This window comes from Parasutterella excrementihominis YIT 11859, assembly GCF_000205025.1.
GTDB classification, from domain to species: Bacteria; Pseudomonadota; Gammaproteobacteria; order Burkholderiales; family Burkholderiaceae_F; genus Parasutterella; species Parasutterella excrementihominis.
This window is the reverse complement of the sequence record NZ_GL883695.1, coordinates 52677-77112: the sequence shown is the minus strand read 5'-3', so window position 1 is coordinate 77112 and position 24436 is coordinate 52677. Positions and strand designations below refer to the sequence as shown.

Below are 24436 nucleotides of genomic sequence, written 5' to 3'. Positions count from 1 at the left end.
GGCTAGATCACTGAAAAACGCAAAATATCAGTTAGAAAGAACGGAAGCATCGAGCGCTTTAGGTCGCGCAAATAGAATTGAAAGTGAGAATTTAAACTAACCACGCAACCCGCTAATGAAATGAAGGCTCGGATAGTTCTAGGGATTTTTGGGACAAAGAAAAACCCCGCAAATCTACGAGGTCTTAAGAATTAGGTCTGGTGCCCGGGACTGGACTCGAACCAGCACGCCCGTGAAGGCGCTAGCACCTGAAGCTAGTGCGTCTACCAATTTCGCCACCCGGGCAACAGAGAAATGAAATTTTACCTATAAGATTCGATTTTTGCAACACCTATATAGACTCTATTTGTAATAAATTATTTCAAATGAGCTTCGATTTCAATTTATCGGTCCCGGAGAATGCGAAGGGCAAAAAGAAAACCTCGCGAATCTGCGAGGTCTCAGGAATAAATCTGGTGCCCGGGAATAGCACCACATTATCAATAATATTCAATCAGATAACTTTAACGGTTCCGTTAGATTTCCGTTATATGGATGTAAAACGGAAATTTTTGAGGGTTTTAACGGAAATTTTCGGTTGTTGCATAAAAGCCGAAAGAGCAAATTTATTTGCGACAGCTGCACTTCTTCTCGTCAAAATATTTGCGCTCGGCCACTTCTCCCTGCTTTCCGATGTTGAAAGAAGAAATCGGACGATGGTAACCCATCACACGAGTCCAAATTTCGCATCTAGTGCGCTCGCTATTCTTAATCCCATATTGTTCTAAATCGCTGGTCATAATTTGTCCTCCTAAAGATCTTGAAGCTTGGTGCCATCAGCTACGTAAAGCGGGTGCGTCGGTTCCCCAGTCTGGTTCAATGCCAAACATTTAATGTCGTAGCCCTTGAATGTTTCTTTGAACTGGGAACTGCGATCTAAATAGCTGCCATAGTTTCCCCATGCGGCAATAACAATATCAGCCGCTTCAATCATCCTTCTCAAGTGCTCATCATTCTCAGGTCCTACTGGATCCTTCGCTGTGTACAAGTCATTGCGATTTTTCGATCTGAAGGCAAAGAGATTCCCAACTAAAAGCCGGCCGCCTCCAAATTGACGGGCAAAATTGATCATACGGCGGACAGTCGCATCATCTTCTACAGCATCGGCAGTGGAGGGATTAAGACAAACAAAAAGGACTGTCGGTTTGTCCTCGTCCCATGTGCGTTCTAGGGAGTAACGATACAGACCGTCCGGTGAAATTTCAGCAGATTTTTTAATATCAGACATTTCTCCTCCTTCTGGGTTTACTTGCTACTGTAGCGCTTTTCGACAGTATTCAATAGGTCCTCGAACCTCTTGCAGTAATCGTCGACACTCTGCTCCCAACTCAAGACATCGAACTGTGTCTCGATCGGCAGCGCTCTTGGCTCTTTTTTCAAGACTGGTGATGCGGGAGCGCAAGCGGTCAGAGTCAGCGCGAGCGTTAGATTCAGCAGCACGCATCTCGGCGAGAGCGATAGCCTGATTTTTGTATTGTGTCTCATAATTTTTGACCGTAGCTGTGAGTTCTGAGATTTGAGCTTGAGCAATTTTCAACTGCTCAGAATTCTGACCATTGTGAAGACCGAAAACATAAGCGCCAGCAACTAACAAAGCGCCGGCGCCCATCTTTACCAATTCAAAAGGATTCATCACATCAATTTCACCTCATCTTCTCGGCGATTCATCAGCCCTGGGAGGATTTCGTACATCTGTTTTCCGTGCTCATCCTTAACCAGATTGCCGTTCCTATCTCTGATTTTCTTCTTTGCAAAGGATCGGAATCCCTCTTTTGCCAAGTCGAGTTTCCCGGAATTCAAATATCCGAGGGTCTTAGATTTGGCAACTGCGCTCACACCCAAGTTAAATGCCAAATCTAATAATGCGATGTACTGTCCTGCGGTCAGTTTGCAAGTAACGTAAGGAGCTAAGCCCTCGGCGTGCTCAATCAAGTCATCGCGAAGCAATTTCTCTGCTTCTTGTCTTGAGATTGACTGGCCTGGTTTCACGCCTTTTGTGTGTCCATAGCCAATAGTAAGAACTCCTCCCGGACATCGATAAGCTTTCAATCGCAGACCTTCCCACTTCTTCACAAAATCTTCTGCAATAAGCGGATTCCATTGCGAAAACGGTAATTTTTCCTCATTCATTTTGACTTTCTCCTAAATGGACTTTTTCTTTGATGCGTTTTTCATGTTCCGTTTGGACGGTTTCCAACATGTCTCTTACGCGTTGAGGAATGATCTGACCAAACCCAGCCTTCTCAACGTTTTCGAGGATTGAAATCAATTCATTCAAAGAAAGAGCACCAATTGCCCAGGCCCCAATCCATGGTTCATTGAATATCTGATCAACCCCGTGGAATCCGATGGCTACCAAGAGGATGATGAATTTCCGGATAAGGCCTTTGAGCCCTACTCTGCTTGACCATGTTCCGGTTCTGGCAGCGGCTACGATCCCGCTCAGGTAGTCGAAGACCACAAATCCAAACAACCAGTAGAAGAGGTTTTGATGCTCCCCCATGAGACTGCTGATAAGGGAAGTAAAACATCCGGCAATAGTTAAAAAGAAACTCTTGAGAACTCCGGGATCAAAACTATTCAGACGACTTAAAAATTGATCCCACATCTCTCAATCTCCCTATGTCGTCGATTTTGTAGATGCATGTTTCCTCCGATATTTAGATAAAAAAGAAAGCCCCTCGCGAGGAGGGGCAGATAAATTAAGTGGAACCTTTGTATGGATAAAATCTCACGTAAGTTTTTATAACTGTTCCGTCCTGTAAAGTAGCAACAAGTTTTATGTCAATCGCTTTCCCTTTAGCGATAGGAAGAGTCAAAACCGGCCAACCCCAGTTGTAGCAACAGGTTTGATTGGAATCGAGATTGTCAACCTGAACATAGGCCGTAGCTTTGTCAGTCGTAGGTAGTTCTATTTGACATATAAACAAGCCGTCCGCCGGAGCTGTATAAGAACCCAGAGGTTGGATACCATTCCCGCTCCTAGTGTAGGTAAGCGTTGTAGCCTGATAGTTGTCCATAAAAGGCACAGACTTATGGCTACCCCGGAAAGCTAAGAGAACTTGTTGGAAGAGCGCTTTTAACATGACGCACCTCCAAACATCAAATCAATTGTTACCTTCGACTTTGTATATACGAATATAGGCAGCAGAGAACTGGTTTGATTGCCCAATTGCGTAGGTGAGTTCTTGACCTTTTTTGGCGTAAGCCCAAATAGAAAGGTTCCCATTCGCAGACGGCCCAAGATTGATAAGGTTGAACCCTCCAATATCGGTAAACCAAACTCCATAACCTCTGAGGTTAACGACCCCTGTGTACGGCATCGTAAATGGGTGACTTTTTCCATCTGTAATAACAGATAGTTGAGTAGAATCTTGAAGAGAAATTGTTGATTGGTCTGCAACCCACCCTTTCTTACTTTGCAAGAATTTTTCCGCAAAGAGCTGTACCAATGACTTAAGCGACACAGGACACCTCCTTGCAGAGTAAGGCGGATAATCTTTCTACCCCCCCCCAATATTCTTAATGAATTGGGCTACTGAATCTTTACCACAATATCTAATCGTTACAGGGACACCTTTTAAAACAGGTGTCATCATTAGAAAGTCAAAGAGAATGTTGTCGCCACGGGCTACTCCCTCGGCATATTGTCCTGAAATAAGATAGGAGGATCTTTGAGGGAGGCCTTGATCTCTCAGCACTATGTAACCGTCGCTCGGCGGTGTGTAGCTCATTTCCTTGTTTGTAACACCGTCACTAGGAGTTAATTGAATTGTGGTAGCAGCGGTGGACGGGTAAGACTGCTTTGCAACTTCGCCTGATTCCTGTTTGGAATAGAACTTTGAAAGCAGGAGGCTCAAATACTGTTTCAACATAATTTGCCTCCTGTGGAAAGAAGGTTACGAAGAGCCAGCGGTTGGAGCAAACCAACATTGCAGAATGTTTGGGGCTTCGTTTCCCAGCAGGTTGACTTTCTGTCCCTTAGCGACCGGGAGATAAACAGAAACTGCAAACCCTTGGCTTTCGTATTTCGGCACAGAACTGGATAAGAGCACAGATCCTCCGCTTGTGACATTAGCCTCCAAAACGTCGGCAGGAAGTCCCCAGAAGACAATCCACCCATCGCTCGGCGCTGTGTACGTTTTAATGGAAGTGTCGAGAGAGATTCTTGACTTCGGAAGAACTTGGCCGCCAACCCAATCTGATTTGCTCTTGAGGAAACTTTCTGAGAAAAGTTGGATAATGGCTTTAAGCATAGCTTTTCTCCTTTTCCAAAAGAGAAAAAAGTGTTTCTATTATACCCCCCCCCGATTAAGCGGTTGAAAGTTACAACAATGTTTTCGATGTTGGACCCGTAAATCTCCACCGTTTTACCTTTTTGAACTGGAAGGTTGCAAGCCATTCCTTGATAATTATCTTGAGTTGCCGTAATAACCGTCGGATTATTTTCCAGCGGTAGAGAAGCAATCTGAGCAGCGCCTCCTGCCATAGAACGACCATGGAATGTCACATAACCATCTCCAGGAGCCGTGAACGTGGCTATCGTTCCCCATGAACTTATAGTAGTTTTTGAAGCGATATTTACAGGTTGGTCTGAGGGCATCGCCTGACGTGCCACAAGACCTGATTCTTCCTTGCTATAAAACTTTGCTAAGAGGAGAGCTAACAAGTTTTTTAACATGCTGCACCTCCGGATGCAAAATTATTTAGACGATTCGTTACGAACGAAGACAAGATTTCCAGTGCTTGAGTAAGTACCAAGATCAACGATGATGGTGTCGCCTTTTTGGATTGGAATTGAAGCCCACTTCCAAGAAGAAGACGCGTTTGATAAGTAGCAAGTCTTTCTTGTGGAGTTTTCCAGTCTGAACCAATTGTTGCTAACTTCATTGGCTCCGCCAATCTGAAACACTGCCCAACCGCTAAAGGGGGCAATGAGATTTTGTTGTCCCCCTCCGGCAATTGATTGATTTTGAGCTGTAGTGCTCGGTCCACATTGATAAGCGATGTCTGGATATTTATTTTGCAGAAACCTCTCTGCAAATAATTGGATAAGGCTCTTAAGCATACTGAACCTCCATAAAGAAGTTCAACAAATTTACCCCCCCCCATTCCGATTGAGGATATAAATCTCCACTGCCAACTGTTTTGGTTATACAAAGATATGTTAACTGTATCCCCTTTAGCGACTGGAATCATCGCCGCCTGGGTCCATGCAGGCACAGAAACTTCCTGCGGGCCGCCTTGAACTGATAGACCGTTGCGAAAAAGTTGCATATCAAAACCACCAACATTCTTCGCATTAGCTGAAGCGGTAACAAAACCATCGGCGGGACAAATGTATTCCTGACCTGAAATACCTATGTCTATTCTTCCCGGAGCAGCATTGTGAGCCGCTTCGCTCGGTGTAGTCCTTGTATTCAATAGTAATTGTAGTAACTGTTTTAGCATTTAAGCTCCTTTTCCGGGGCTTAAACGCCCCGTGTTAATTCGGTAAATTTAGTGGATAAACAATCGCTCGAACCCCTGTTCCTGACCATTGAAAAGTAACGACATCTCCTTTTTTTAAGAAACAATTGACAGCGTTGTTGTATCGATATGACCTGACAAGAGTGACAAAAACACTCGCGATTTCTATCAAACTGTAAGAAGTAGTTGTACCTGGAGGATAACTATCGTTCACTCTAAGAACCACGAAACAAGCATATGGAGCAACATAGTTTTGAGTATCTCCGTCGCCATCTGGTAAAGAAATAATTACAGGATTACTCCAATTCGGTAGCGACAATCTATCGGCTTCAGAACCATATATTAATCTATTACCCCCCCCCGCCGTTTACAGATCTACGTGGTACAAATAAACTGCACAGCAAACTGGCTAATTCTTTAAGCATGGAAAAAACCTCCTTGTCTCATAGAGTTTCGGGCATTAACTGCCTGTTCCAATTCATAGGCCAAAGCCTCCGGAAATTCCGGGTAGTCGACAAACGGGAATCCTTGCTGATCCGGAAGGTCTTTGAGCGCTTGGCGGTAATCCAATAAAGCCTGACGATCACTTTCTGTTAATTGAGCTCTCTTCGATCTGGCCGCAGACTGAACCGTAATATCCGGAAGCTGGACGTACTTGTCAGTGTCAGAGATTCGAGCATTGCGCTCACCTCTCACCTCTTGTTCGTAACGATCTTGGACAAATTCGTCATCCAATTCCGGGAGCTCTGCCGATAGATAGAAATTCCCGTCAGCGCTCTGAAAATAACCTTTAGGACTTGGCTCCATTTTCCAGAAATTGATTATGGTGCCATCGTCTCTTTTGAATTTTTCAGAGAGCTTGTAATGACTCTTGGCAAAAGCCTCATCCTTCGGGTCTGTAAAGGCATGCTGACCAGGAGAATTGGAAGACACCACAACTTTTCCGTCTGAGTCTTTCAGTGAGTATTTTGCCAGCGGCTGGCTCATTGCCTTGGCAAGCATTTCCTGCCTAACTTGTTCTAAGGTCTTCATTGTTTATCCTTCGGAATTGTTTAATTTGTCGATGGTGTTTCTGACTCAGCAGAGTTTTTGGCATCATCAATTTCTTGCTGGGTACCACCGTTTTCAAGGATCAGTTCTTCGAGAATCGGACACAGGTAGTCATCAACGTGACCATTGAAATAAGTTTCAGCCCAAGATTCCGCACCGGCTGTAAAGTTGATATTCGACCGCGCAGTGGTCTGTTGCGTCTCTGTAAGGGCTTGAGCCGCCTCGTATGAGACACTCGGCGTTAAATCCGTGTAGTCCGCAGATAAAAGAGCTGTCCCGGCAGATGTGTCCACAGACGCAATCGTGAACATTCTTCCATCTGTTCCGACTACGGTGTCACCAGCTTTAATGTTGCCTTGAGGCTTCAAATCCGAGATTTGAATAGTGGCCGAAACTTGGAGCGCTTGATTGATTACTCTGACAGCATAGGCACTTGCCGCCGCCTCTAAAGCTTTCGCTTCCGCAGTCTGCGCAGCAGTCTGGGCGGTTGTTGCCGCCGTTTGTGCGGTTTCAGCATTGCTCTGGGCCGTTTCTGCTGCCTGTTGCGCCGCCTGAGCAGTTTGCAGAGATTGGGCCGCATTGTTAGCCGCTGTTTGGGCACTAGCAGCTGAACCTTGAGCGGCAGTCTGAGCCGCTGAAGCCGAAGTTTGTGCCGAGTTCGCTGTTGTAACTGCCACCGTGGAAGCATCGACCGCACTCTTAGATTGAGCAATAGCAGTCTGTATATCTGCATCCCAATCGTCGACTACTTGCTTCAAAGTCTCAACTTTTTCATTTGCAGCATTCGCTTCCGCTAATGCATTCGAAGAAGTTGAATTTGCTGTCTGTGCTGTTTGCCGAGCTTCCTTAGCGATCGATAGAGCTTCTTCGGAATTGTCAGAGGCTTGGTCTGCGTACGCGCCAACATCGTTAATGGCGTCTTCCGTCTGCTGAAGAACTTCGGGGCCGCTGATAACTCCGGTTCCTGTCGGCGTGTAATGAAATTGGAATTTCGAATCTGCCATGATCAATTACTCCGGCAAGCGCAAGAAATAAGCGAGCGTGTAAAAAGGCGGCTCATTGGTAACGCCTGTGATCTTTGCGTTAGCTGTTAAGGTGTGCGTGTGCGTTTGACTTCCACCAGTAGAACCGATACTCAATCCATGCTGATGAGAGCCGTTAGAAGATGTTTCTCCCGTCCAAGTTCTGGACGCATCGATATTGAAAACACCTCGACCATTTTGACGACCATCGGAGCATCCGGGATGATCGCCTACGTAAACAAGAGGACCGTTACCAATCACGCTCAACCAGTTGGCGGAAATTTGTCCGGTGATGTTCATTGAACCTCTTGTGTGGGTATGAGCACCTGCAGGAGATGTGCTACCTGAATGAGAATGTGCTGGCATCTGTGCGGCCGTCAGCGCAGTAGCACCAACTGTGCCGTTAACGGTCAAATCTGGAATCTCAATAGTTGAAGCACCGCCAGTTGTGCCCGAATCTTTTGGTAAAGAGCCTTTTATAAATTTTCCAATCAAGTTTGGAGTTACACCATTCTTCCCGTCACTCTGGCCATCACAAAGGATCCAACCTTCGTCGGCTTGAGTAGTACCCCAAAAAACTGGGCGTCTCCCATCACTTCCACCTAATGTCACGTTATGAAACGGAACTACGGCGCCGGCTGGAACGGTAATGTCGATATTTTTCCAAACTGCTCTGTTAGTTCCAGGCGCCACCTTTGTGGTTGATGGTCCGTTGGCTTGGATGCAGCGGTACTTAGTCCCATTCTGCATAACCTCGTTCCCAACTTCGTAGTCCAAGAGAGCGGAATAATTCATAATCCCGCCCTGTTGATACCACAGCAAAAATTGAGAAAGCAAGAAAAAGACGCCATTGAAGTCCGATTTAAACGGAGGAATGCCGCCTTGTTCGATGGGAATAGCATTTTCTCGTCCCCAACCTATTTGCTGAGAGAGTCGTCCTAAACCAGCTTCTTCTGAAGTTAACGGAGGAATGGTAATTTCTCCGTCCTGGGCGATAGCCGCGCTTAATTGATACTTTGGATAATTACTCATATCTCAATGACCTTTGAGGGATTGAAGACACCTTGATTAAAGGGCAATAAATTGGATCCGAAGAATCCGAATACCAGATTGTTTGGAACGACCGTCTCCACATTTGCCAAAACCCCAGCAGGCCTGTTTAACAATCCGTAGTTTTGCAAAATGGCGATTTGGACAGCAGAGGGATCTCCAACAATGCGAATCGTTATCGTCATATCCTGGTAGTCGGTGACAAATGCCGGCAGGCCTATCAACCGAGTAAGCAAAGAATTAATGGTTTCAGCCGTAGAGTTCGAGACGTTTACGACGGCTCGATAAAAAATCAGGAACCGGAAAAACTCATCATCCAGCCGAGTGTCCTGACCGTCAACAACGAGGTTACGATTCACGCCTACGCGCTTCCCCCACCAATCCAGCCAAACCCCGGAGGCTGTATCAGGGTTCAATATGAAATTAAAAAACGCGTCCAGTTGAGGAGACGCGTCTATTTCGGCATTGAAAAGTAATCCTAATTGCCTGTACCGCTCTGAATGCGAATACTGCGACTGGAGTGCAATAGAAATCAACGATCGGACATTTGAGAGTTTTCGAAAATCCTCAACACTCAAAATGTTCCGCCAAGTTGCAGAATCTGCCATCCTTAGCCTCCTGTTTGAAACACCAGAGACACATCCGATTCTTGAATCGTGGGCTCCACATTCGCAGGGATCTGGACACTGGATCCGAAGGCTCCGGATCCCAGAGCTACTTGAATGGATGCAACCGGAACGGCTGTAGCTGACTGAATTGCGGCATAGAACCGAGAGGCGTAGACAGTCGACGCCAACGAAACACGGTCATTCGAACCTTGTCCAAGAACGTCATTGATCACAGCCTGAATGACGTTGTTTTTCTCGGTCGGATTCATTGATGTAGCAAAGAATTCGATCTTAACATTAAGGGCTTGGTTCTGCGGTCTGACAATGTTGTAGACGTAAGTTGCGTTGTAGAACCTAGAGTCTGTGAAGGAAACCTGATAGGTTCCGGTAGTCCCGCACCCTGCGTCCTTTCGCTGATAGATTGTTTGGGCGATCTGCTCATCCTCCCCGCCCACAATTGCGACCAAGATGGAATGAGGATTGATGCTTACGCCGAACTGCGTGATAACCGCATTCGTCGGATTCTCTAAAACTCTGACATCGAGAACGCCTTCAAGCGCCGCTAGGTTTGCTTCAATCGCTTCGACATACCCGGTAGCATTGACCGCATAACTTTCTACCATTCGGTTTCTAAGTTCTGCGTCTGTTTCCTCATCGCGTCCAACAACACCCGCGGCAGGATTGTTAATAGTGTCCCATCCGGCAATCGTTGTGACGATTCTGTTTACTGCTCCCGCTGCTACTTCTAGCGGGCCGTGTTCAATAGCAGTAAAGGTTGTTGTGACGCTTCCGGTGTCTCCGATTCGCGCACCTGCTGCGGCCGAATGCCTGTACTGGTTGCCAAGAGAATCTTGTGCGATCGCACCATAGGGAATAACCGTCCCCTTCAGACCCGTGAGCACACAATTGACCACCGTAGGCTCGGAGATTTTGCGGTCTAAACCGTAAAGCGCCGCTAGTGCATCTAAGAACTTCCCTGTTGCGAGATCAGGATTGACCATATTCGACAAGAAAAGAATCTCAGAGTTTTTAGCCTCGATTTCGGCCACGATCAGATCAAGGACCTGTCCCATTGGTGAGCTGGGCTCGATGTTCAAAAGCGGATCAGTCGGCGATGTTTGAAACGCCTGCTGTATCCGGGAGCCTAGGTCAGACCGAATCTCTTGCGTACTCGGAAGTTCAACGCCGACAAGTGGATTAAAAATGATTTGAGCCATAATTTTTAGAACACAAAAGAAACTGTTTCGTCCTGTTCAGTCGTGATCGTGATTTCTCCGTGAAGAGTTCTCGTTTCCTCATCGAACTCGGTAATATCCACAGAATCAACAGATCTCACCCCATCGACTCTATTCCCTGCCTCATGAATCAACTGAGCCAGAACGGATGAATCCAACTTTTTGGCGAGTTGGGCTTCTTTCCATGCAATGCCGTTGGCCTGCTGGAAGTAAGCATCGTTGGTCCACAACCGAATCTCATTAGCCAAGTTCTGAGCTATGGCCAAAGCCCCGGACGTTAAAAGGATGTTCCCTTCTTTCGTCAGCTGAAGATCCCACGACTGAGGATTCAGAAGAGCTGTTTTTGCTGTATGCGGCATGATCTAACTTCCTCGTTTACTGCGGGGCGCCGGTGCTTGAATTCCCGCTTTCCACGCCAGAATGAACGTGCTCAGTCAAGCTGATACCCTTCGCTTTAACATCGCCACTGAATGTTGCGTCAGCGCCGCCAGAACCACCGCCGGAAATTGGTCCGTTCAAATTGATCTGAGCAGAGTTGACTGTGAAACTGGTGCTTGCATTGACCTCACACTCTGGGGATTCAATCGTGATCTTTGTCGGAGCTTTAATTTTGATAGTTCCTTCGTCTTCTAAATGAATGAAGACTTCCGGAGCTTTCCCCCAGAATCCACCAATGTAGAAAGAATCAGAGGGATCGAACTCTCTAAATGTCGCCGGAACCTTGGACGTGTTGTCTCCGTTCACATTTGAAATATCGTGTTTTGCAACAACAGCCAAGCCAACATCGCCTACTTTTGGATCACAGACGATAGCGGCAGTACCATGCTGCAGTCGAAAGTACGGCAATTTAGGAATCGTCGTTACTTCAATCCCTTGAGCCTGTACATTCATAGGCTTTAGCAAGGGCTTGGCCGTAACGTAACCGGCGCCGGCTTCTGTGCCTGTCCTCTTGACTGCCGTTACCGTGACTGGAAATGCCGTATAAACCGTCTTAGAAAGGATCGACTTTACGAAAAACTCTAGGGCATTTATGGGATTAGAGCCTGCAAAATCATCATAGTTTGCACTGAATTCTTGATTACTCATCGACCTCACCACCTCGGATAGATTGCTGTAATGCTCGTTTTCCACGCCTGAGCACCAGGATCGTTTGCACTGAGCTCATGTCGAAGCCCCGTGATCTTCCAAGTTCCGGATGCTCTTGGGACTATCGTCTCTAATTTGAAATTTGCTCCGATCCGCAGATCCGGCCTAAAGAACGTTGTGACGTTGATTCCGTTATTGGAAAATGTCGGATACCCGATCATCCCATTCATTGCGTTAATCAAGGGAATAGATCCCTGAGTCTTCCGGATTCCGTGTTTTTCAACGAGCACCACCTTGTCATCGTCAAAAATCAGATTGGCCCCCACTGCTCCGGCAATTCGTCTCATTTTCGTAACCGGATCGCCTTCAATGATGCAGTCCTTGATTGAAGCTGTGATGTCGTTATTCTCAAGTGTGTAGCCGATCTCTTTTGAGATCTGGTCAATTAAGCCTGCGACCGTTTGATTTCCGTTAACAGAAATTGGCGGCTGAGGAATCAGTGCGGGAAATAGTCCGCAATTAGCTTCGATCTTAAAAGTCGGAGAAGGAGCAGCATTGAAATCCGCCCAGGCGTTAATTATTTCGCCCTTGAAGATAACCGACAGAGTTTTTCCCTTCTCTCCGGCAGAAACATTGATTTTGTTTCGCTTCAACGAAAATGACTTAAAACCTAAATGGGTCAGCCGCTCCATCGTGGTTAACGACAGCCCTTTAAGTTCTACCTGAGCCTTAGGAAATGCAGGACATCCGGACTTGTCGACCGTACACTTAACGGCAAATCCCTGAAACGTGACCGCCTCTTGACCGTCCAGCGTGATAGTTACAGCTACCTCTTTTTGCGTGTACGTTGTGTTTTTATCAATTTCCGGCAGTAGTGACGGCATTTCCTGCCTCCTCGTAAATCAATATCCATCGCGAATTGAGCCCCTCGTATTGAGGGTCCGAGTTCCCTAAGGTATCGACAAAAAACAAACGCCCCGAAAATAGAGGCGTCGGATAACAATTGATGTCGGTGCCTACACAACATCGGCGCCCAGCGAATATCTGGACACCCTCAACCATCAGGTCACAAAAGAGGTATTCGGCAACTTGTCGTAACCGGATAACGCAGTTTTGACCGTCAAGAACACATGAGAACTCTTGGAACGGAAGAGCACTTATAACGATTTGGTTCATTTTTTCCATCCTCTAATCCGATCCGTAATATCCTTAGCAATCCCTGGTTTTACTTGAGCTTGCCCTGTGTTCACCTTATTGGCCGAAGTTGCACGCTTGGGCGAGTACGAGGTTTTTTGCTGGCTTAGGTTTACAGAGACAATTTCAACAAACGAAGCGTGAACGTTGAGCATTGAGGCGCCCGTCGTTTGAGTTCGGGAAAAATCATAGTGATCGAGCGCCATGTTTCGCCAAATTTTGGCGGGGCTAAATATCGTGCAGGTGTCGGTACTGTTCAATCGCCTATCAAGCATGGCAAGGGCCAAAACCTGAATGGCGTAATTACCGTTAAACAAAAACTCCACGTTCACCCGTTCAGGTTCCCGCACAATGTTGAATGCAGCCAGCTGACCATTTTCAATAGGCTCTGTCGGAACCCTTGAAGATTTATCTGCATCAACTGCGCCAATAGAAGTGTACGGAACGAATGGCAGAAGGTTGTTGCCAACTACCGCCCAGCCCATGGACATTACAGAGTTTAGACTAGCCATTTAACCACCACCTTGACGATATCCACTGGCCGCATTCTGGAGCATATCCTCATAATCGCCCTGACCTTCCATTACCGCACGGTAGGCGGCGTCATGTACGGCTTTAGGATCGGCGTTACCCTGAATCGTAATGCTGACATCCGTTTTCATCGGCGCGTTGATAACAGAAGAGGAAGCCCTAGGAACAATCGAAGCGGCGGCGCCGGCCTGAGCTCCCGGAGGTGCTTTAATCGGAGCCTTCTTATCGTCACCAAAGCCAAACCATCCGCCCACTGTGCCAATCGATTTAGAAGCCCAGTCAGGTAATTTCCAATCGGTGAAAAACTTCATTTTGTCTTCCAACCATTTGAAAATTCTTTTGCATCCGGATTCAATGTCCTCCCACGCCTTAATGAAGTTATCCTTCATCTTTGGGATGGTATTTATCAGGTTCGCGATATCTTTAGCCAAATCTCCGATAAACCCTACGACAGCCGTAATCGCCGCTACAACCACGTCCCCGAAGGCCTGCAGGAACATGTCTTTGAGCGGTGAAAGTTTGTCTAAAAGGTCTGAGATTGACTTCCAAGCGTCCTGAAACGACTTGCGGATTCCTTTGATCTGATCGTCCGTATAGCCTACAGATTTCAGGAAATCTTCAAATACGCTCGGTCCGCCTTTGGCGAAGACAATTAAGTCATCGATAGCCCCGGCAAGCAGGAGAACTCCTGCAATAAGAAGACCAATCGGACTGGCTAGAAGACCGAGCAGCTTGCCCGCCATCATGAGGGCAGATTTAGGCCCAAACGCCAATGCCGCTGCTGTAGCAATACTGGTTAACGCAATTTTGATAAATTGGCTATGCTCTCCAATAAACAAAGAGGCGTCGCCGAAAACCTTGACGGCCTTCTCAATGTACGGAAGGAAAAATTTCGCAATTCCATTACCGATACTTTGAATCGCCATTCCGGTCACTTGCCACGAAATTTTGAAGCGTCTGGCATTCTCTGCATCCTTAGGCGTTAAAGCGAGTTTTCGATATGTCTCTACCAGCTCTCCCATCTGCTTATTGTTTTGCAGAAAAACAGCCGCGCTTTCGCGGGTCAGTCCGAGGTATTTCAGAGCGTAGTTTGCTTGGGCGCCGGTCATGCCATTGAGCTGTTTTCCCATACGAAGGAAAACTTCTCCGCTTGCTCCGGTGCGCTCAGTAAACGCTTGCATGGCCTGAGTGAATGCCTCGGCGCTTCCGCCTGCTGCTACGTTCGCTTTTCGCCATGCATCAATCTCGGACACATTCATCCGGACCTTTTTAGAGAAGTCGTCAAGCTTTGCGCCTTCATCTATGTAATTGCCAAACATGAATTTGGCACCAAACATAGCGGCCAGCGGAGCAGCGTAACTCTTAATGGCGGAAAAGACTTGTTTCGCCATTGAATCCAGCTGAGAAAGAGATTTCGAGGCATCCTTTGAAGCCTTTGAAACATCCTTCCCTGCTTTCTTACCGCTCGTTCCAACGTTCTCTAAATCTTTAGAGGTTTTCTTGGCGTTTTGTCCAGCCTCATTTATTGAAGAAGAGACCTCTCTGATACCGTCAGAGCCTTCTCCCAGAGCGTCAAGCTTTGCGCCTGCCTCCTGAGCAAATCCGAGCAACTGATTCAGCTTCTCAGACATTAGCTCGAAGAATTTAACTACGTCATTCGAGTTGACGGATACGTCAATTACTAAAGAGTCGGTCTTTTGAGCCATGTTCTTAAGCGCTCTTTTGCGCCACCCACGAGTTGTAGTTCTTAATCAAAAGTGCCTCGTCTAATGCGTAGGCATCTTCCAGCGTTAGTTGTGTCTGAAGCTCGACCAAGGACGCCATGCCGCCGTTGATTAAACGAGAGATCAGAGGCGATAGCTGAGTTGTGACTGCTACGCCTCTAACCTTGGCACAATCGGCTAAGAATTCTGCACGGCGGGGGAGAACTGGCGTATCAAGTCGGGAAAAAAACCGAAGTTCGCCTTGAAGCTCTCGATTCTGAGTTTGAGAATGGTCAACGGACTGGAGATATAACCGTCTGCGTCATCGAAGGAGAATTTGATCTCGCTCTTACCATCCACCTTGTAGACCTCGGAAAGCAGCTCGTCTAAAAGAGCCTTAGCTTCTACATGAGGAACACTTACAAGCGCTTTGATCACGTCTCTGTATCCCATTTCGCTCTCAATATCGAGGTTCTTGCCCGTCATCAAAGCAATTCGGATCATCAGATCTTCAGCTTTAGTTGCAGGAAACGGATAAATCTTGAAGGTCAGCTGATTACCGCCGTCTTCCAATTTGATAACTTTTGGTTCCTTCATTTTTTAGATACGCTCCATGGATTCGAAGTGGAATACCCAAGTTGTCGGCGCCAGAACTTTATTCAGTGCCGGCATCGGATTTGCCGTCTGCAGCACACCATTTGAGAACTGGTAGGTCTTGCCGATAGACGGGATCTTGACTGTCAGATTGCAAACATAGAGCTGTTTGTTGGCGCTCATTGCTTCGTAAAGCGTAGTGAATGCTGTCGCAGTCGGAGAGTTTGCTTCAAGTGTGATCGTTACAGGGTAGATGTTCGGAGTAACGCCCGCTGCCATAAAGCCATCTACGCCCATACGGGTCTCGGCAACCTGCTGGGAATCAGCAACGATAGCCGCATCTGTGGAGAATCTTTCCAGCTTCAGACCGTTCGGATACAGCTCTTCAATCGTCATCACTGCTGACGCATTGGCTGATGTGATGTCTAATTTCGGTTTCATTTTTTATTCATTCCTAAATGAAAAACCCGCCTCACGACGGGTCTTTGCGGTTGTGAAATTCGATTACATGACAGCGGTCAGTGGCATTTCGATTCGTTGGACACTGCCGGCGTAGGTGAAAAATAATCCAAGTCTCGGACTTCCTCTTTGGGTTCTCACATTTGCGGAAGGAGCCTCAATCAAATACCAATAGCCTTTAGAGTAGAGGTCTTGCTTAATCGTCGGATTGTTGGTTTCCGTCAGCAACTGCTGAACCTGCGAGTTGGACAGAGCCAGTCCTGTATCAATTACGCCATTACGCTTGGCATCGTTGATGGGATCGAGCAACCATGCCTCGATATAAGCAAATCCGGTGGCGTTATAGGGAGCGCGATTGATAGCCGCGAACCCGTCCATGATCTGACGCTGGATGCGTGCCTTGAACCAAATCATGCCGTAGAGGGCATCGATCCACTGATAAATACCGGAAAGCAGACAGCCTCGGTTGATGAAATCAAACTCAGCATTACGTGTTGCGAATGCGCCCACGTAATTGACCTTGAGATCATCCAAGGCTTCAGCAACTTCGTCACTGAGAACGGAAGCCTTAATTCCGGAAGCCGATTTTGCGAACCACGTCTTAATGCCTTGGATAGCGGACCAATCAATAGAAGCGCCAACTGCAAGGAAGGCCGCGGCATCCTGAGCGGTACCGTAAACCATCGCCAAACAGTTGTAATTACTTTCAGCTAATTGGGCGGCTTTCGTTGTGGACTGGGTAGATTGATTCAGCATCTTTGTGTCTGTGGACCAATCAAAGTACACGTAGTCATCATCAATGTCGGCCCAAGCCGCTAAAGCGGAAGCCTCAACCACCTCTGTCGCATAAAGCGTTGTGAATCCGACCCAGTTGCGAGAAACAGAAGTGACAAGGTTCATATTCTGAGCCGGAGTCAGGGCATCAGAACCTTGAGAGAGTACGGCGCCGGAATCCTCCGTCAAGCCGAGTAATGCAGATACATCCGTCCCTGTGGTCGCTTTTGTCGCGAAGGAAATTGAAGCTGTATCGCCTGTCTCTGTGGTGGTCAGGATGATGGCATTTTGATCAGAGTTAAAGGCGCCGGAAACCGCTCCCACAGCAGAGGCCAGCTCAGTTGCAACGTCACTGAAAGACTTAGCCGTGGAGAAGTCGAGGTTCACGACTTCTTTTTCCGTGCCGTTAACCGAAATCGTCAGAGAACCGGTCTTAATGGCTGTCAGTTCAGAAAGTTGAGCCGTAATTGGAGCAGACTTAATCCAAGCGGCGGCATCTGCATTGATTCTGCGGGCCACAAAGAGACGATTGATAGACTTCTGCTGATTGTTCACGCCGGAGAAGTACTGATTAGCAAAATCAGCCTCAGGAGACTCGGCACCAAAATAGTTCCCGACAGCGGCAGCAGTCACAAATTCAAGTGCCGGAGAATCTGCAGGAATCAGAGCATTCTGGGTCAGCAGCAGACCATTTGTTTCAAGATCGGCGCTCCCTGCGCTTATCACTCTCGGAGTGATAGAAACGAGTCGCGATGCATTGATTGACATGTTTTTCCTCAAAATAAAAAAGCGCCAGAAGGCGCCGACGATAATTTTTTATGGGGTGGCTATAGGCCACGCCAGGAACTCATTTATTTGAAAATATCCTTTACAGCCTTAATCGCTTTCGCAATCACCCAAACTGCGAGTCCGTAACCTATTAGGTAAACGGGAAGAGCTGCATACAAAGGAACGGCAGTGACCATGGTTAGGGCCTCCGCTAAGTCGTGTAAAATGTTCATATTGACTGATTCCCTTGCAATCAGTTAACTCAAACCCCGCTCAGCTACCAACTGATCGGGGCTATTTTTTTTCATAAAATTCTTATTCTTAGGACTGACATCTTGACTGCCTCATCTTCTTGAGGTAGTCTCCCTCTTACAGGTCGAAGCAAAGACTGTGACCCGTGTAAAATCATCACGGAATCCTTAGAGGATGGTAATAGCGCAGCGTCTCCGGCCTTTTCTTTTTTCCTCTTCATTGCAGTCTCAAATCTTCTCTTTTTACTTTCAAAACTCTCTACCCCATTAGTGTTTACACTGTAGGGATGTAACGTTCCATATTTCGTTTCTCCAATATCGACAAAGATTGTTTTCTCTTTCCCGTTTATGTTGAAGGTTTTCATCTTGGTATGGAACGCCACTTGCTTACCGTGGTTTGGCTCTTCCCTTCTTCCGGGATAGTCTCCGCTTTCTATTACTTCTGGCACGTAAGGAAGGGCGTTTAGTATGTCTTTTAAGTTTGGCTGAAACTTTTTAAATTCGCTTCTTGCCTCGCTAGAAAAGGTCACAACAGCAGGAGTTTCTTTTCCATTTAGCTCAACTACTGTTGGAACTGTTCCTCCACGCAATTCATTGTCGTAATAGTTTGTGATTGCCTTATTTAAATTACCTTGAGCCTTTCGCACATAACTTGTTGTGTCTTTAGATGGAGGCTCTTCTAAAAGGTTTTTCTCTGACTTTGGAAACGTTGGCTGTTTAGGTCTCTTCTGTTGGTTATTCTTTTCCTGATTAGATTGTTCAGCTTGCCTCTCAATCTTTTTCCCTACTTTCCCTTCTAACTTTCCTGACTTTCCAACAGGAATATGGGTTCCGTGTGACGTTATCCAATCTTCCGGATCTTTTTCTGCATCCCTTGCTTTTCCAAGATCTGCATAGGTCCTACCCAAGCCGTACATCACTCCTAGCTTGAATGCACGCCCAAGTTTGAAAGCAAGTTGCTCGTTCATTCCTTTTCCTTCGGCGGGTAGCTCACATCAACGTTTTTCAGGTCAACATCAACCGCACTAAAGAATCCCATCGAAACCTTTATCTGGCTCTGCATGCTGAGGTGAATCATCAGCGTTGATCTTCGGACATAGTTATCGGAGTCTCCGACGATGGTTGTGTCTCTCGGATCGTCTGCATGAAGCAGGCTGATTCCTCTATCAACGAAAAACTGCACGCCGACTTGAGACCTGCATACAGTCTCCAATGCCTGAGCTCTCAGCATCGCATTCATGCCGTCCGAGCCGTTTAAAGTCGATGCGTAGCAATCGACCTGAACCAAAACCTCTGTAGTCGTTGAGAGATAAACGTTGTCATCGTTTTGGTCCTGCTCCCAGTCCTCGGCACTCGTCCCGTGTCGAACGCTGGAGATGTAGGAATAGATGACGTAATCGTTCCCCTCAGGAGGCAATGCCAGATTGTTCTGATTGCCGTAGAAAATGTTTTCCGGCGCCACCTCCGGAACTGCAAATATCTCAAGAAATTCTTGGATCGCTGTCCGGATGTTCGGGGTCAGATTTTGTGCTTTCATCTTCTTCCTCTACGATGTTCAGCTTCTGAGGCGTGGTTTGGAATGTGCAGCGGACCGCCTCCCAACCTGCGTCCGAAAAATCTTCGATCACCGCAGTGATCAACCACTGGCCTCCTTTGGAATCTTCGACATAATCTCCCGACCTCGCTAATGGCCTATAGATTGCCCAAGGCCGCTGCTTCTGGTCGCTCGATGCGTAGAGGTACAGGCGCCGGATGATGGTGTTCTGTCCGGCTAAGTTGGCATGGTCAAGAGCGCTATCGCCTTCGCTTTGAAAATTCCCCTGAATCTCTTCAGGCGGTGCGTAATACGCTTGGACGATTCCTCCTACATTCTTTTGGCCGACCGATCGATACAGCTTGAATTTTTCGTCAGCATAGTTGGCGTTAATTGCCTGGCGGACAATTGCGTGTAGGTTGAGAGACATTAGGAAACCTTCCAAGTTATGGAGCTCTGGAGGACGCCACTCAGCGTCAGAGGCTTTGTGGTCATCACGTTGTTAGGGAGAAGGCCTTTTCCTTTAGATTTTTTGGCCTTGTCCATTTCTCCGCGAGCTTCCAGTAAAGCCATCGTGAGTTTGGACCGTTTTTCGAAGGAACCTGCTGGGATACCTGCATTTCGAATAGTTTCCTTAATATCGTCCGTCGCCATTTGGCCCATAATTCCAAGGGAATGCTGAATATCGAAGGTCTTGAGAAACCTTGATTTGAATTTTGCAGTCCAATCTGATCGCCTTTTAGCGTAGGTATCTCTCATGAATGGGCGCGCCGGAAGATGCAACGTCCCAAAATTTTGGATGTAATTTCCATCCTTATCATGGATTGGCAGGTCTAATATCCCCGATAAATACGCATTTTGCTTCCCTGATACCCTTTGCACCCAACCGTACTCTAAGTACATAGCATAGGTCGCCACATCAGGGATCATGACTCCAACTTCAAGCTTCTTATTTTTTTCAGCTTTAAGTTTGTCTGCCAGCTTTTTGAACGCATTGTTAGATGTGATGTTGATGCCCATCGTCATCCCCACGGGTGATAATTATTTCCGGGATAAACTCTGCCGCCGATTCGGTATTTGGCAGTCAGCGTCCAGTACATGGCGCCGCATTGGGTTTGAGCCCACCAATCTCCGACAAAAGTATTCGTTTTCAGAAGGTCAAAGCTAGTACTCACACTTCCCTGCGTAGCACTAGCAATCCTGCCAACTTGACCATTCGGTTGCTGGCTAAGTGTCAGCAGGTGGCAGGTTACAAGATCAAGGAGTCGCTCCCTCGTATAGATCTTGTTATCCGGATCGTAAGGAGCAAAGCTGTCGGCGTCCGTATTTCCTACGAACTCCACCGCCAAATCAAAGTAGAACTGCAGAGTATCGTCTGGGAATTTGACTTCATCAGAAAACGCAGGATGAAGGATTCGAAATTTTTCAGGATCAAAGACGACGACAGCCATTTTGTTAACCTTCTTCGTTCTTAACTTCTTCAACGTTGACCGATTCAGGATCGATCGGATTGAGCCCGTGAGACGCTTCTTTTAATTCGTCCTCTCGGCCTCTGAATTCTTGAACTGATTTCATCTCAAGCAGGCACGGAATACCGCCATTCACGCCTGTGAATACAGCCTCCTGACCATGCATGCGCTTGATGTTTTCCCAGTCCTCTTTATCGATCTGGAATGCGACAGAGTTTCCCTTGCCCAGCAGGATCCCGTCACGTTTTCCTCTAAGCGAATCATTTACGCCCGGAAAAACGATCGTTTTTGTTCCGCCATTGCCATTCGGCACATCATCAAATTTGAGGCCGTGTGCCAGAGTGCAAGCAATGATCACCGTGGACTGAGTTTTAGCAGTGCTCTTCTTCTGGGTATTGCTGAAATTGTCTGCGACAACCTTTCCGGATGTTGCTTTCTGAGTTGTGTTTGTACGAGCCATTATTTCAATCTCCTAAGAAAGAGGCCCGAGAGATCGGGCCTCCGTAGCTGGTTAGTTCAGGTTAGATGCCGAGCATCGTGGCAACGAGGCTGGGACGGCGAATAACAGCGCCCCAAGTTCCGCCAACGACCTTTTGCTTGTAGCTTGACATTTCCGGAACCACACGACCCAAGAAATACTTCTCAGAGAATGCGCAGATACCAGTCTCAATGCCAAACAGGTCTGGAACAGTCATGTACAGCATTTCACCAGCCGTTGTAGTCAGCTCAGGAAGCTGAACAACCTCGATGTTGGGGAATGACTGCTTGAGCATAGTCATGGCCGTAAGACCGAAGGAGTTCGGCTCGGTCAGGTAAGGAGCTCTGGTGTTGCTGACAGCGAGAATGATGCGGGAGTTCTGATCAACCAAACCGCCGTTATTCTTGCTAATTTCAGCCCAAAGCTTGTTAATGTCGTTATAGACAATGTTGGCAGTCTTCTCAGGCTGTGCAGCGCACTTTGCTGTCCACGTAGAGTTAGCGGTAGATCCCGTGGTGATGGAGATCGGAGAAATCGAAGCGTTCAGGTTCGGGTCATTTAACAGACCGTAGACCTTCTTACCTTCGACGCCATAAAGCGCAAACTTGTTGTGAGCCATCGCCATCACGTAAGCAGAAGCCTGTTGTTTAGAAGAAACAACATTCAACTTGGCCTTGGCCGCAAGGCCGACTTCACGATCGCCATACTTGATGACGGTCTGGAACAAGAAGTTTTCGCGAGTCGGGTAATCAACGTTCACGTCTGTGGAGACGTTCTCTGCGAAGTCAGAGTAAGGAGTCACATTGCCGGCATACTCTTCGACCGGGAAGGTGAAGAAGTTATCTGTCCAGTCACCCTTTCTTTCTTCGCCGAAAATCTTTGTAGCGTTCTGGGCGGCAAACAGGATGGGGACGACCTGCGGGTCAATGAATGTCGTGAAGACGGAAGGGACGCCGACAGACACGGGAGTCTGCAATGCGGCATCTCGAGCCATTGCCTTAACCGTTGCATCGTAGTCGACGTTGATCTTACCTTTGGCGTCTGTGGAATAGGACATGAATCCTTTTGCTTCCACACCATGCACGCCTTTTTGCTTTGCTAATTCAAAATCGTTCATTTTTTACCTCAGATTAGGATCCACTCGCGGCAGGCTGATAACCGAGGCCGTGATTGGAAATGATGATCGTGTCGCCCTTTGCACCAGCCGTCTGAACTGTCCAACCGGTGTCATTTGCGGCGCCGGCAGCACCAAATGTGATGGCGCCAGTGGTCGGATCACAGAGAACAGCTTGACCGATGGTTGCGGCCGCAGGTGCGACGATGTAGTAGTCACCTCGAACGGCAATCGTCAGCTCAGCCCCTTTCGGATAAATGTCCGGAGTATCTGTGCCCAGCTCGATGGACGCTGTGAACGTGCGCTCAACAAAACCGATCGGTTTGGCCCCTGCAGAGCCCTTCAAGGATGCGATTGGGAATTTCACGGCTGTTCCGGTTGTGGAGGCGGCTACAGCAAACGCAAAACCACCGCACTGGACAGTACCGTCAGACAAGTAGTTCTGAGGCGTGTAGACGGCCTGATTGAATGCAACCTGCTGTCCCGGAATACCGATAGCAGGATAGAGACCTACAGATTTTTGAAGCATCAAAAAATCTCCTATTTATTTAACATTGTTCAAAATTGCGCTGACGGCAGTCGGCTTCTCGGTCACCTTGGCGCCGGAGTCTTTCGCACCAGCTAAGGCCTTTCGACCCTGCATGTAGGCGCGATACGCAGAACGAGCTTCGGATGCGGGGATGTTTTTCAAACCGAGTTCCTTGAGTGCTGCCACATAGATGGAACCTGCGGAGTCATAGGATCCGGCACGGATAACACCTAACACCGGCTTGACTTCTTCGATTGCGGCCAGTTCAGAGTAGATGGCGTTTCGGAGAATCTTCATGGAGTCAGAGGCAGAACTCTTTTCTTCTTTGCCATCATCAGGTTTCGGATCCTCATCTTGTGCGCCTTCATCTTTCTTCTGGGCGTAATTCAATCCGGCAGCAAAAGCCTTCTTCTCTTCTTCAGAAGCTTCATCAAGACCACAGGATTTCAGTGCATCTTCTGCTTCTTTTTCGAGATAGCGTTCTTCGCCTTCGCGTTCGTGATCAGAATCGAGGCGTTTAGGATCGTCCTTCTCACGTTTTTCGCCATAAAGGACGCCAGCTTCAAAACCAGCCTTGAAGTTCGGATCCTTCATTTTTTCATCGAGCTCCGGATCGTCGTCCTGTGCCTCTTTTTGATCATCAGGCTTGGGATCTTCGTCTCCTGTAGCCTGAGAGTAAGCCAGGTCAGACAGAGTTGTCTTAAGCTTTTCAGCTTCTTCGTCCGTCAGGCCTTTTGCCTTCAGTCCTTCGATGATTTTTTGAATCATCGCGTCTTTGTCATCATCTTGAGCGCCGTCAACGATTTTTCCGTTGGGATCAACGGAATGCAAATCGATAATCGCCTTTGCTAACGTCACTTCAGCCTGCTCAACAGCGTCATCTTTTTCCATATTGAGAAAGTCCTTATTAGAATCGCGAACTCTTACCTCAGGCCCAGCGCGCCCAGTTTCCACAAGCGCCAGATGGTTCGCTCTGATCCGGCGTTGCACATAGTCGTATTTCTCTCCATCAGGTGTCTCTCCCGGCGTGAAGTCGGGCTCGAACGTATATGCCAGGCTCAACTCACGCATTGAACCGTCCTCGATCCTGCTGCGTGCGTCCTGGTCATAAATATGTAGAGAGTTAACTAAAAACGGAGCCTCAAAAGCTCCGTCCGTTCCGGTAGTACCCACACGGGTTTGTTTGTTCTCGGGGGCTCCGTGATCATCGTGATGCTCCAGATGAATCGGGATACCGTTAATTGATTGAATAGTTTCGGGAGAACTAAGTTCTTCAGGCGGTCGATAGGCGTGATAGAGCCTTTCAGGGTCTAATCCGAGCTCTCGCCAGCCTGCAATCTCTTTCCCGTAATACGGAGCAACTTGAACTCTTGTCAGCGGAGACTTTTGGACATGGAGGAAACCGTTGTCGTCCACAGATCGAACACTCACAGAATCAATTGCAACCGTGCGTTTTAGATTTCCCACAGTAATAACCTC

The 24436-nt window shown here is 47.5% G+C and carries 33 protein-coding genes and 1 tRNA gene; all 34 read right to left on the bottom strand.

Annotated elements, in window-relative coordinates; translation table 11 throughout:
- Nucleotides 1-198: 198 nt before the first annotated feature.
- The 34 genes from HMPREF9439_RS04930 to HMPREF9439_RS04770 all read right to left on the bottom strand — a co-directional run bounded on the left by HMPREF9439_RS04930 (nucleotide 199) and on the right by HMPREF9439_RS04770 (nucleotide 24424).
- Nucleotides 199-285 (bottom strand) — tRNA-Leu (locus HMPREF9439_RS04930).
- A 320-nt stretch (nucleotides 286-605) separates the two neighbouring features.
- On the bottom strand, nucleotides 606-779 hold the full coding sequence (nrdD, locus tag HMPREF9439_RS13190; protein ID WP_157645833.1) for an anaerobic ribonucleoside-triphosphate reductase: 174 nt from the start codon (nucleotides 777-779) through the stop codon (nucleotides 606-608).
- A gap of 11 nt (nucleotides 780-790) precedes the next feature.
- The gene (locus HMPREF9439_RS04925; protein ID WP_008863974.1) at nucleotides 791-1267 is read right to left on the bottom strand and encodes a DUF1643 domain-containing protein; all 477 of its coding nucleotides are present in this window, start codon (nucleotides 1265-1267) and stop codon (nucleotides 791-793) included.
- 24 nt (nucleotides 1268-1291) lie between these two features.
- Nucleotides 1292-1672 carry a hypothetical protein gene (locus tag HMPREF9439_RS04920; RefSeq protein WP_008863973.1) on the bottom strand — a complete coding sequence of 127 codons (381 nt, stop codon included), beginning with the start codon at nucleotides 1670-1672 and terminating at the stop codon, nucleotides 1292-1294.
- Nucleotides 1672-2169, bottom strand: a complete 498-nt coding sequence (locus HMPREF9439_RS04915) for a lysozyme (protein ID WP_008863972.1) — start codon at nucleotides 2167-2169, stop codon at nucleotides 1672-1674. Before HMPREF9439_RS04915 ends, HMPREF9439_RS04920 begins: the two co-directional genes overlap by 1 nt.
- On the bottom strand, nucleotides 2162-2647 hold the full coding sequence (locus HMPREF9439_RS04910) for a phage holin family protein (protein ID WP_008863971.1): 486 nt from the start codon (nucleotides 2645-2647) through the stop codon (nucleotides 2162-2164). The genes HMPREF9439_RS04915 and HMPREF9439_RS04910 overlap by 8 nt, the downstream gene beginning before the upstream one ends.
- Nucleotides 2648-3146: 499 nt before the next feature.
- Nucleotides 3147-3506: a hypothetical protein gene (locus HMPREF9439_RS04900; protein ID WP_008863969.1), complete on the bottom strand. Its 360-nt coding sequence runs from the start codon at nucleotides 3504-3506 to the stop codon at nucleotides 3147-3149.
- A gap of 36 nt (nucleotides 3507-3542) precedes the next feature.
- The gene (locus tag HMPREF9439_RS04895; RefSeq protein ID WP_008863968.1) at nucleotides 3543-3914 is read right to left on the bottom strand and encodes a hypothetical protein; all 372 of its coding nucleotides are present in this window, start codon (nucleotides 3912-3914) and stop codon (nucleotides 3543-3545) included.
- Entirely contained in the window at nucleotides 3908-4720 is an 813-nt protein-coding gene (locus HMPREF9439_RS13185; protein ID WP_008863967.1) for a hypothetical protein, read from the bottom strand. The genes HMPREF9439_RS04895 and HMPREF9439_RS13185 overlap by 7 nt, the downstream gene beginning before the upstream one ends.
- Nucleotides 4714-5490 (bottom strand): hypothetical protein, encoded by a 777-nt coding sequence (locus HMPREF9439_RS04885; RefSeq protein WP_008863966.1) that lies wholly within the window; start codon nucleotides 5488-5490, stop codon nucleotides 4714-4716. Before HMPREF9439_RS04885 ends, HMPREF9439_RS13185 begins: the two co-directional genes overlap by 7 nt.
- Before the next feature lie 435 nt (nucleotides 5491-5925).
- Nucleotides 5926-6540, bottom strand: coding sequence for a phage tail assembly chaperone (locus HMPREF9439_RS04880; RefSeq protein ID WP_008863965.1), 615 nt, complete (start codon nucleotides 6538-6540; stop codon nucleotides 5926-5928).
- Between the two features lie 20 nt (nucleotides 6541-6560).
- Nucleotides 6561-7562 carry an alanine-zipper protein gene (locus HMPREF9439_RS04875; RefSeq protein ID WP_008863964.1) on the bottom strand — a complete coding sequence of 334 codons (1002 nt, stop codon included), beginning with the start codon at nucleotides 7560-7562 and terminating at the stop codon, nucleotides 6561-6563.
- A gap of 6 nt (nucleotides 7563-7568) precedes the next feature.
- Nucleotides 7569-8612: a hypothetical protein gene (locus HMPREF9439_RS04870; protein WP_008863963.1), complete on the bottom strand. Its 1044-nt coding sequence runs from the start codon at nucleotides 8610-8612 to the stop codon at nucleotides 7569-7571.
- Nucleotides 8609-9238, bottom strand: coding sequence for a baseplate wedge 1 family protein (locus tag HMPREF9439_RS04865; RefSeq protein WP_008863962.1), 630 nt, complete (start codon nucleotides 9236-9238; stop codon nucleotides 8609-8611). Before HMPREF9439_RS04865 ends, HMPREF9439_RS04870 begins: the two co-directional genes overlap by 4 nt.
- 2 nt (nucleotides 9239-9240) lie before the next feature.
- Entirely contained in the window at nucleotides 9241-10311 is a 1071-nt protein-coding gene (locus tag HMPREF9439_RS04860; protein WP_244862389.1) for a baseplate J/gp47 family protein, read from the bottom strand.
- A 149-nt stretch (nucleotides 10312-10460) separates the two neighbouring features.
- Nucleotides 10461-10832: a contractile injection system sheath initiator gene (locus HMPREF9439_RS04855; protein ID WP_008863960.1), complete on the bottom strand. Its 372-nt coding sequence runs from the start codon at nucleotides 10830-10832 to the stop codon at nucleotides 10461-10463.
- A 16-nt stretch (nucleotides 10833-10848) separates the two neighbouring features.
- The gene (locus HMPREF9439_RS04850; protein ID WP_008863959.1) at nucleotides 10849-11559 is read right to left on the bottom strand and encodes a phage baseplate assembly protein; all 711 of its coding nucleotides are present in this window, start codon (nucleotides 11557-11559) and stop codon (nucleotides 10849-10851) included.
- Nucleotides 11560-11564: 5 nt separating this feature from the next.
- On the bottom strand, nucleotides 11565-12443 hold the full coding sequence (locus tag HMPREF9439_RS04845) for a baseplate hub protein (protein WP_008863958.1): 879 nt from the start codon (nucleotides 12441-12443) through the stop codon (nucleotides 11565-11567).
- A complete protein-coding gene (locus tag HMPREF9439_RS13615) occupies nucleotides 12418-12735 on the bottom strand; it encodes a phage baseplate plug family protein (protein ID WP_425311395.1) in 318 nt (105 codons plus the stop codon). Before HMPREF9439_RS13615 ends, HMPREF9439_RS04845 begins: the two co-directional genes overlap by 26 nt.
- On the bottom strand, nucleotides 12732-13265 hold the full coding sequence (locus HMPREF9439_RS04835) for a phage baseplate protein (RefSeq protein WP_008863956.1): 534 nt from the start codon (nucleotides 13263-13265) through the stop codon (nucleotides 12732-12734). The genes HMPREF9439_RS13615 and HMPREF9439_RS04835 overlap by 4 nt, the downstream gene beginning before the upstream one ends.
- Nucleotides 13266-14990, bottom strand: a complete 1725-nt coding sequence (locus HMPREF9439_RS04830) for a phage tail tape measure protein (protein WP_008863955.1) — start codon at nucleotides 14988-14990, stop codon at nucleotides 13266-13268.
- Nucleotides 14991-15185: 195 nt separating this feature from the next.
- Nucleotides 15186-15584: a phage tail assembly chaperone gene (locus tag HMPREF9439_RS04825; protein WP_008863954.1), complete on the bottom strand. Its 399-nt coding sequence runs from the start codon at nucleotides 15582-15584 to the stop codon at nucleotides 15186-15188.
- 3 nt (nucleotides 15585-15587) lie between these two features.
- Complete coding sequence (locus HMPREF9439_RS04820) at nucleotides 15588-16022, bottom strand: phage tail fiber protein (RefSeq protein WP_008863953.1); 435 nt, start codon at nucleotides 16020-16022, stop codon at nucleotides 15588-15590.
- A 63-nt stretch (nucleotides 16023-16085) separates the two neighbouring features.
- The gene (locus tag HMPREF9439_RS04815) at nucleotides 16086-17582 is read right to left on the bottom strand and encodes a DUF3383 family protein (RefSeq protein ID WP_008863952.1); all 1497 of its coding nucleotides are present in this window, start codon (nucleotides 17580-17582) and stop codon (nucleotides 16086-16088) included.
- Nucleotides 17583-17665: 83 nt separating this feature from the next.
- Nucleotides 17666-17815, bottom strand: coding sequence for a hypothetical protein (locus tag HMPREF9439_RS13290; protein ID WP_008863951.1), 150 nt, complete (start codon nucleotides 17813-17815; stop codon nucleotides 17666-17668).
- A gap of 71 nt (nucleotides 17816-17886) precedes the next feature.
- Nucleotides 17887-18801 (bottom strand): LPD3 domain-containing protein, encoded by a 915-nt coding sequence (locus HMPREF9439_RS04810; protein ID WP_008863950.1) that lies wholly within the window; start codon nucleotides 18799-18801, stop codon nucleotides 17887-17889.
- Nucleotides 18798-19370: a phage neck terminator protein gene (locus tag HMPREF9439_RS04805; protein ID WP_087941993.1), complete on the bottom strand. Its 573-nt coding sequence runs from the start codon at nucleotides 19368-19370 to the stop codon at nucleotides 18798-18800. The genes HMPREF9439_RS04810 and HMPREF9439_RS04805 overlap by 4 nt, the downstream gene beginning before the upstream one ends.
- Nucleotides 19315-19797 (bottom strand): hypothetical protein, encoded by a 483-nt coding sequence (locus HMPREF9439_RS04800; protein WP_008863948.1) that lies wholly within the window; start codon nucleotides 19795-19797, stop codon nucleotides 19315-19317. The genes HMPREF9439_RS04805 and HMPREF9439_RS04800 overlap by 56 nt, the downstream gene beginning before the upstream one ends.
- A complete protein-coding gene (locus tag HMPREF9439_RS04795) occupies nucleotides 19797-20387 on the bottom strand; it encodes a hypothetical protein (protein WP_244862388.1) in 591 nt (196 codons plus the stop codon). The genes HMPREF9439_RS04800 and HMPREF9439_RS04795 overlap by 1 nt, the downstream gene beginning before the upstream one ends.
- A 2-nt stretch (nucleotides 20388-20389) precedes the next feature.
- Nucleotides 20390-20818 carry a DUF4054 domain-containing protein gene (locus HMPREF9439_RS04790; RefSeq protein ID WP_008863946.1) on the bottom strand — a complete coding sequence of 143 codons (429 nt, stop codon included), beginning with the start codon at nucleotides 20816-20818 and terminating at the stop codon, nucleotides 20390-20392.
- 4 nt (nucleotides 20819-20822) lie between these two features.
- Nucleotides 20823-21296, bottom strand: coding sequence for a hypothetical protein (locus HMPREF9439_RS04785; RefSeq protein WP_008811607.1), 474 nt, complete (start codon nucleotides 21294-21296; stop codon nucleotides 20823-20825).
- A gap of 61 nt (nucleotides 21297-21357) precedes the next feature.
- A complete protein-coding gene (locus tag HMPREF9439_RS04780; protein WP_008863945.1) occupies nucleotides 21358-22431 on the bottom strand; it encodes a major capsid family protein in 1074 nt (357 codons plus the stop codon).
- A gap of 13 nt (nucleotides 22432-22444) precedes the next feature.
- Entirely contained in the window at nucleotides 22445-22957 is a 513-nt protein-coding gene (locus HMPREF9439_RS04775; RefSeq protein WP_008811605.1) for a structural cement protein Gp24, read from the bottom strand.
- A gap of 15 nt (nucleotides 22958-22972) precedes the next feature.
- Entirely contained in the window at nucleotides 22973-24424 is a 1452-nt protein-coding gene (locus HMPREF9439_RS04770) for a DUF2213 domain-containing protein (RefSeq protein ID WP_040603423.1), read from the bottom strand.
- Nucleotides 24425-24436 lie beyond the last annotated feature (12 nt).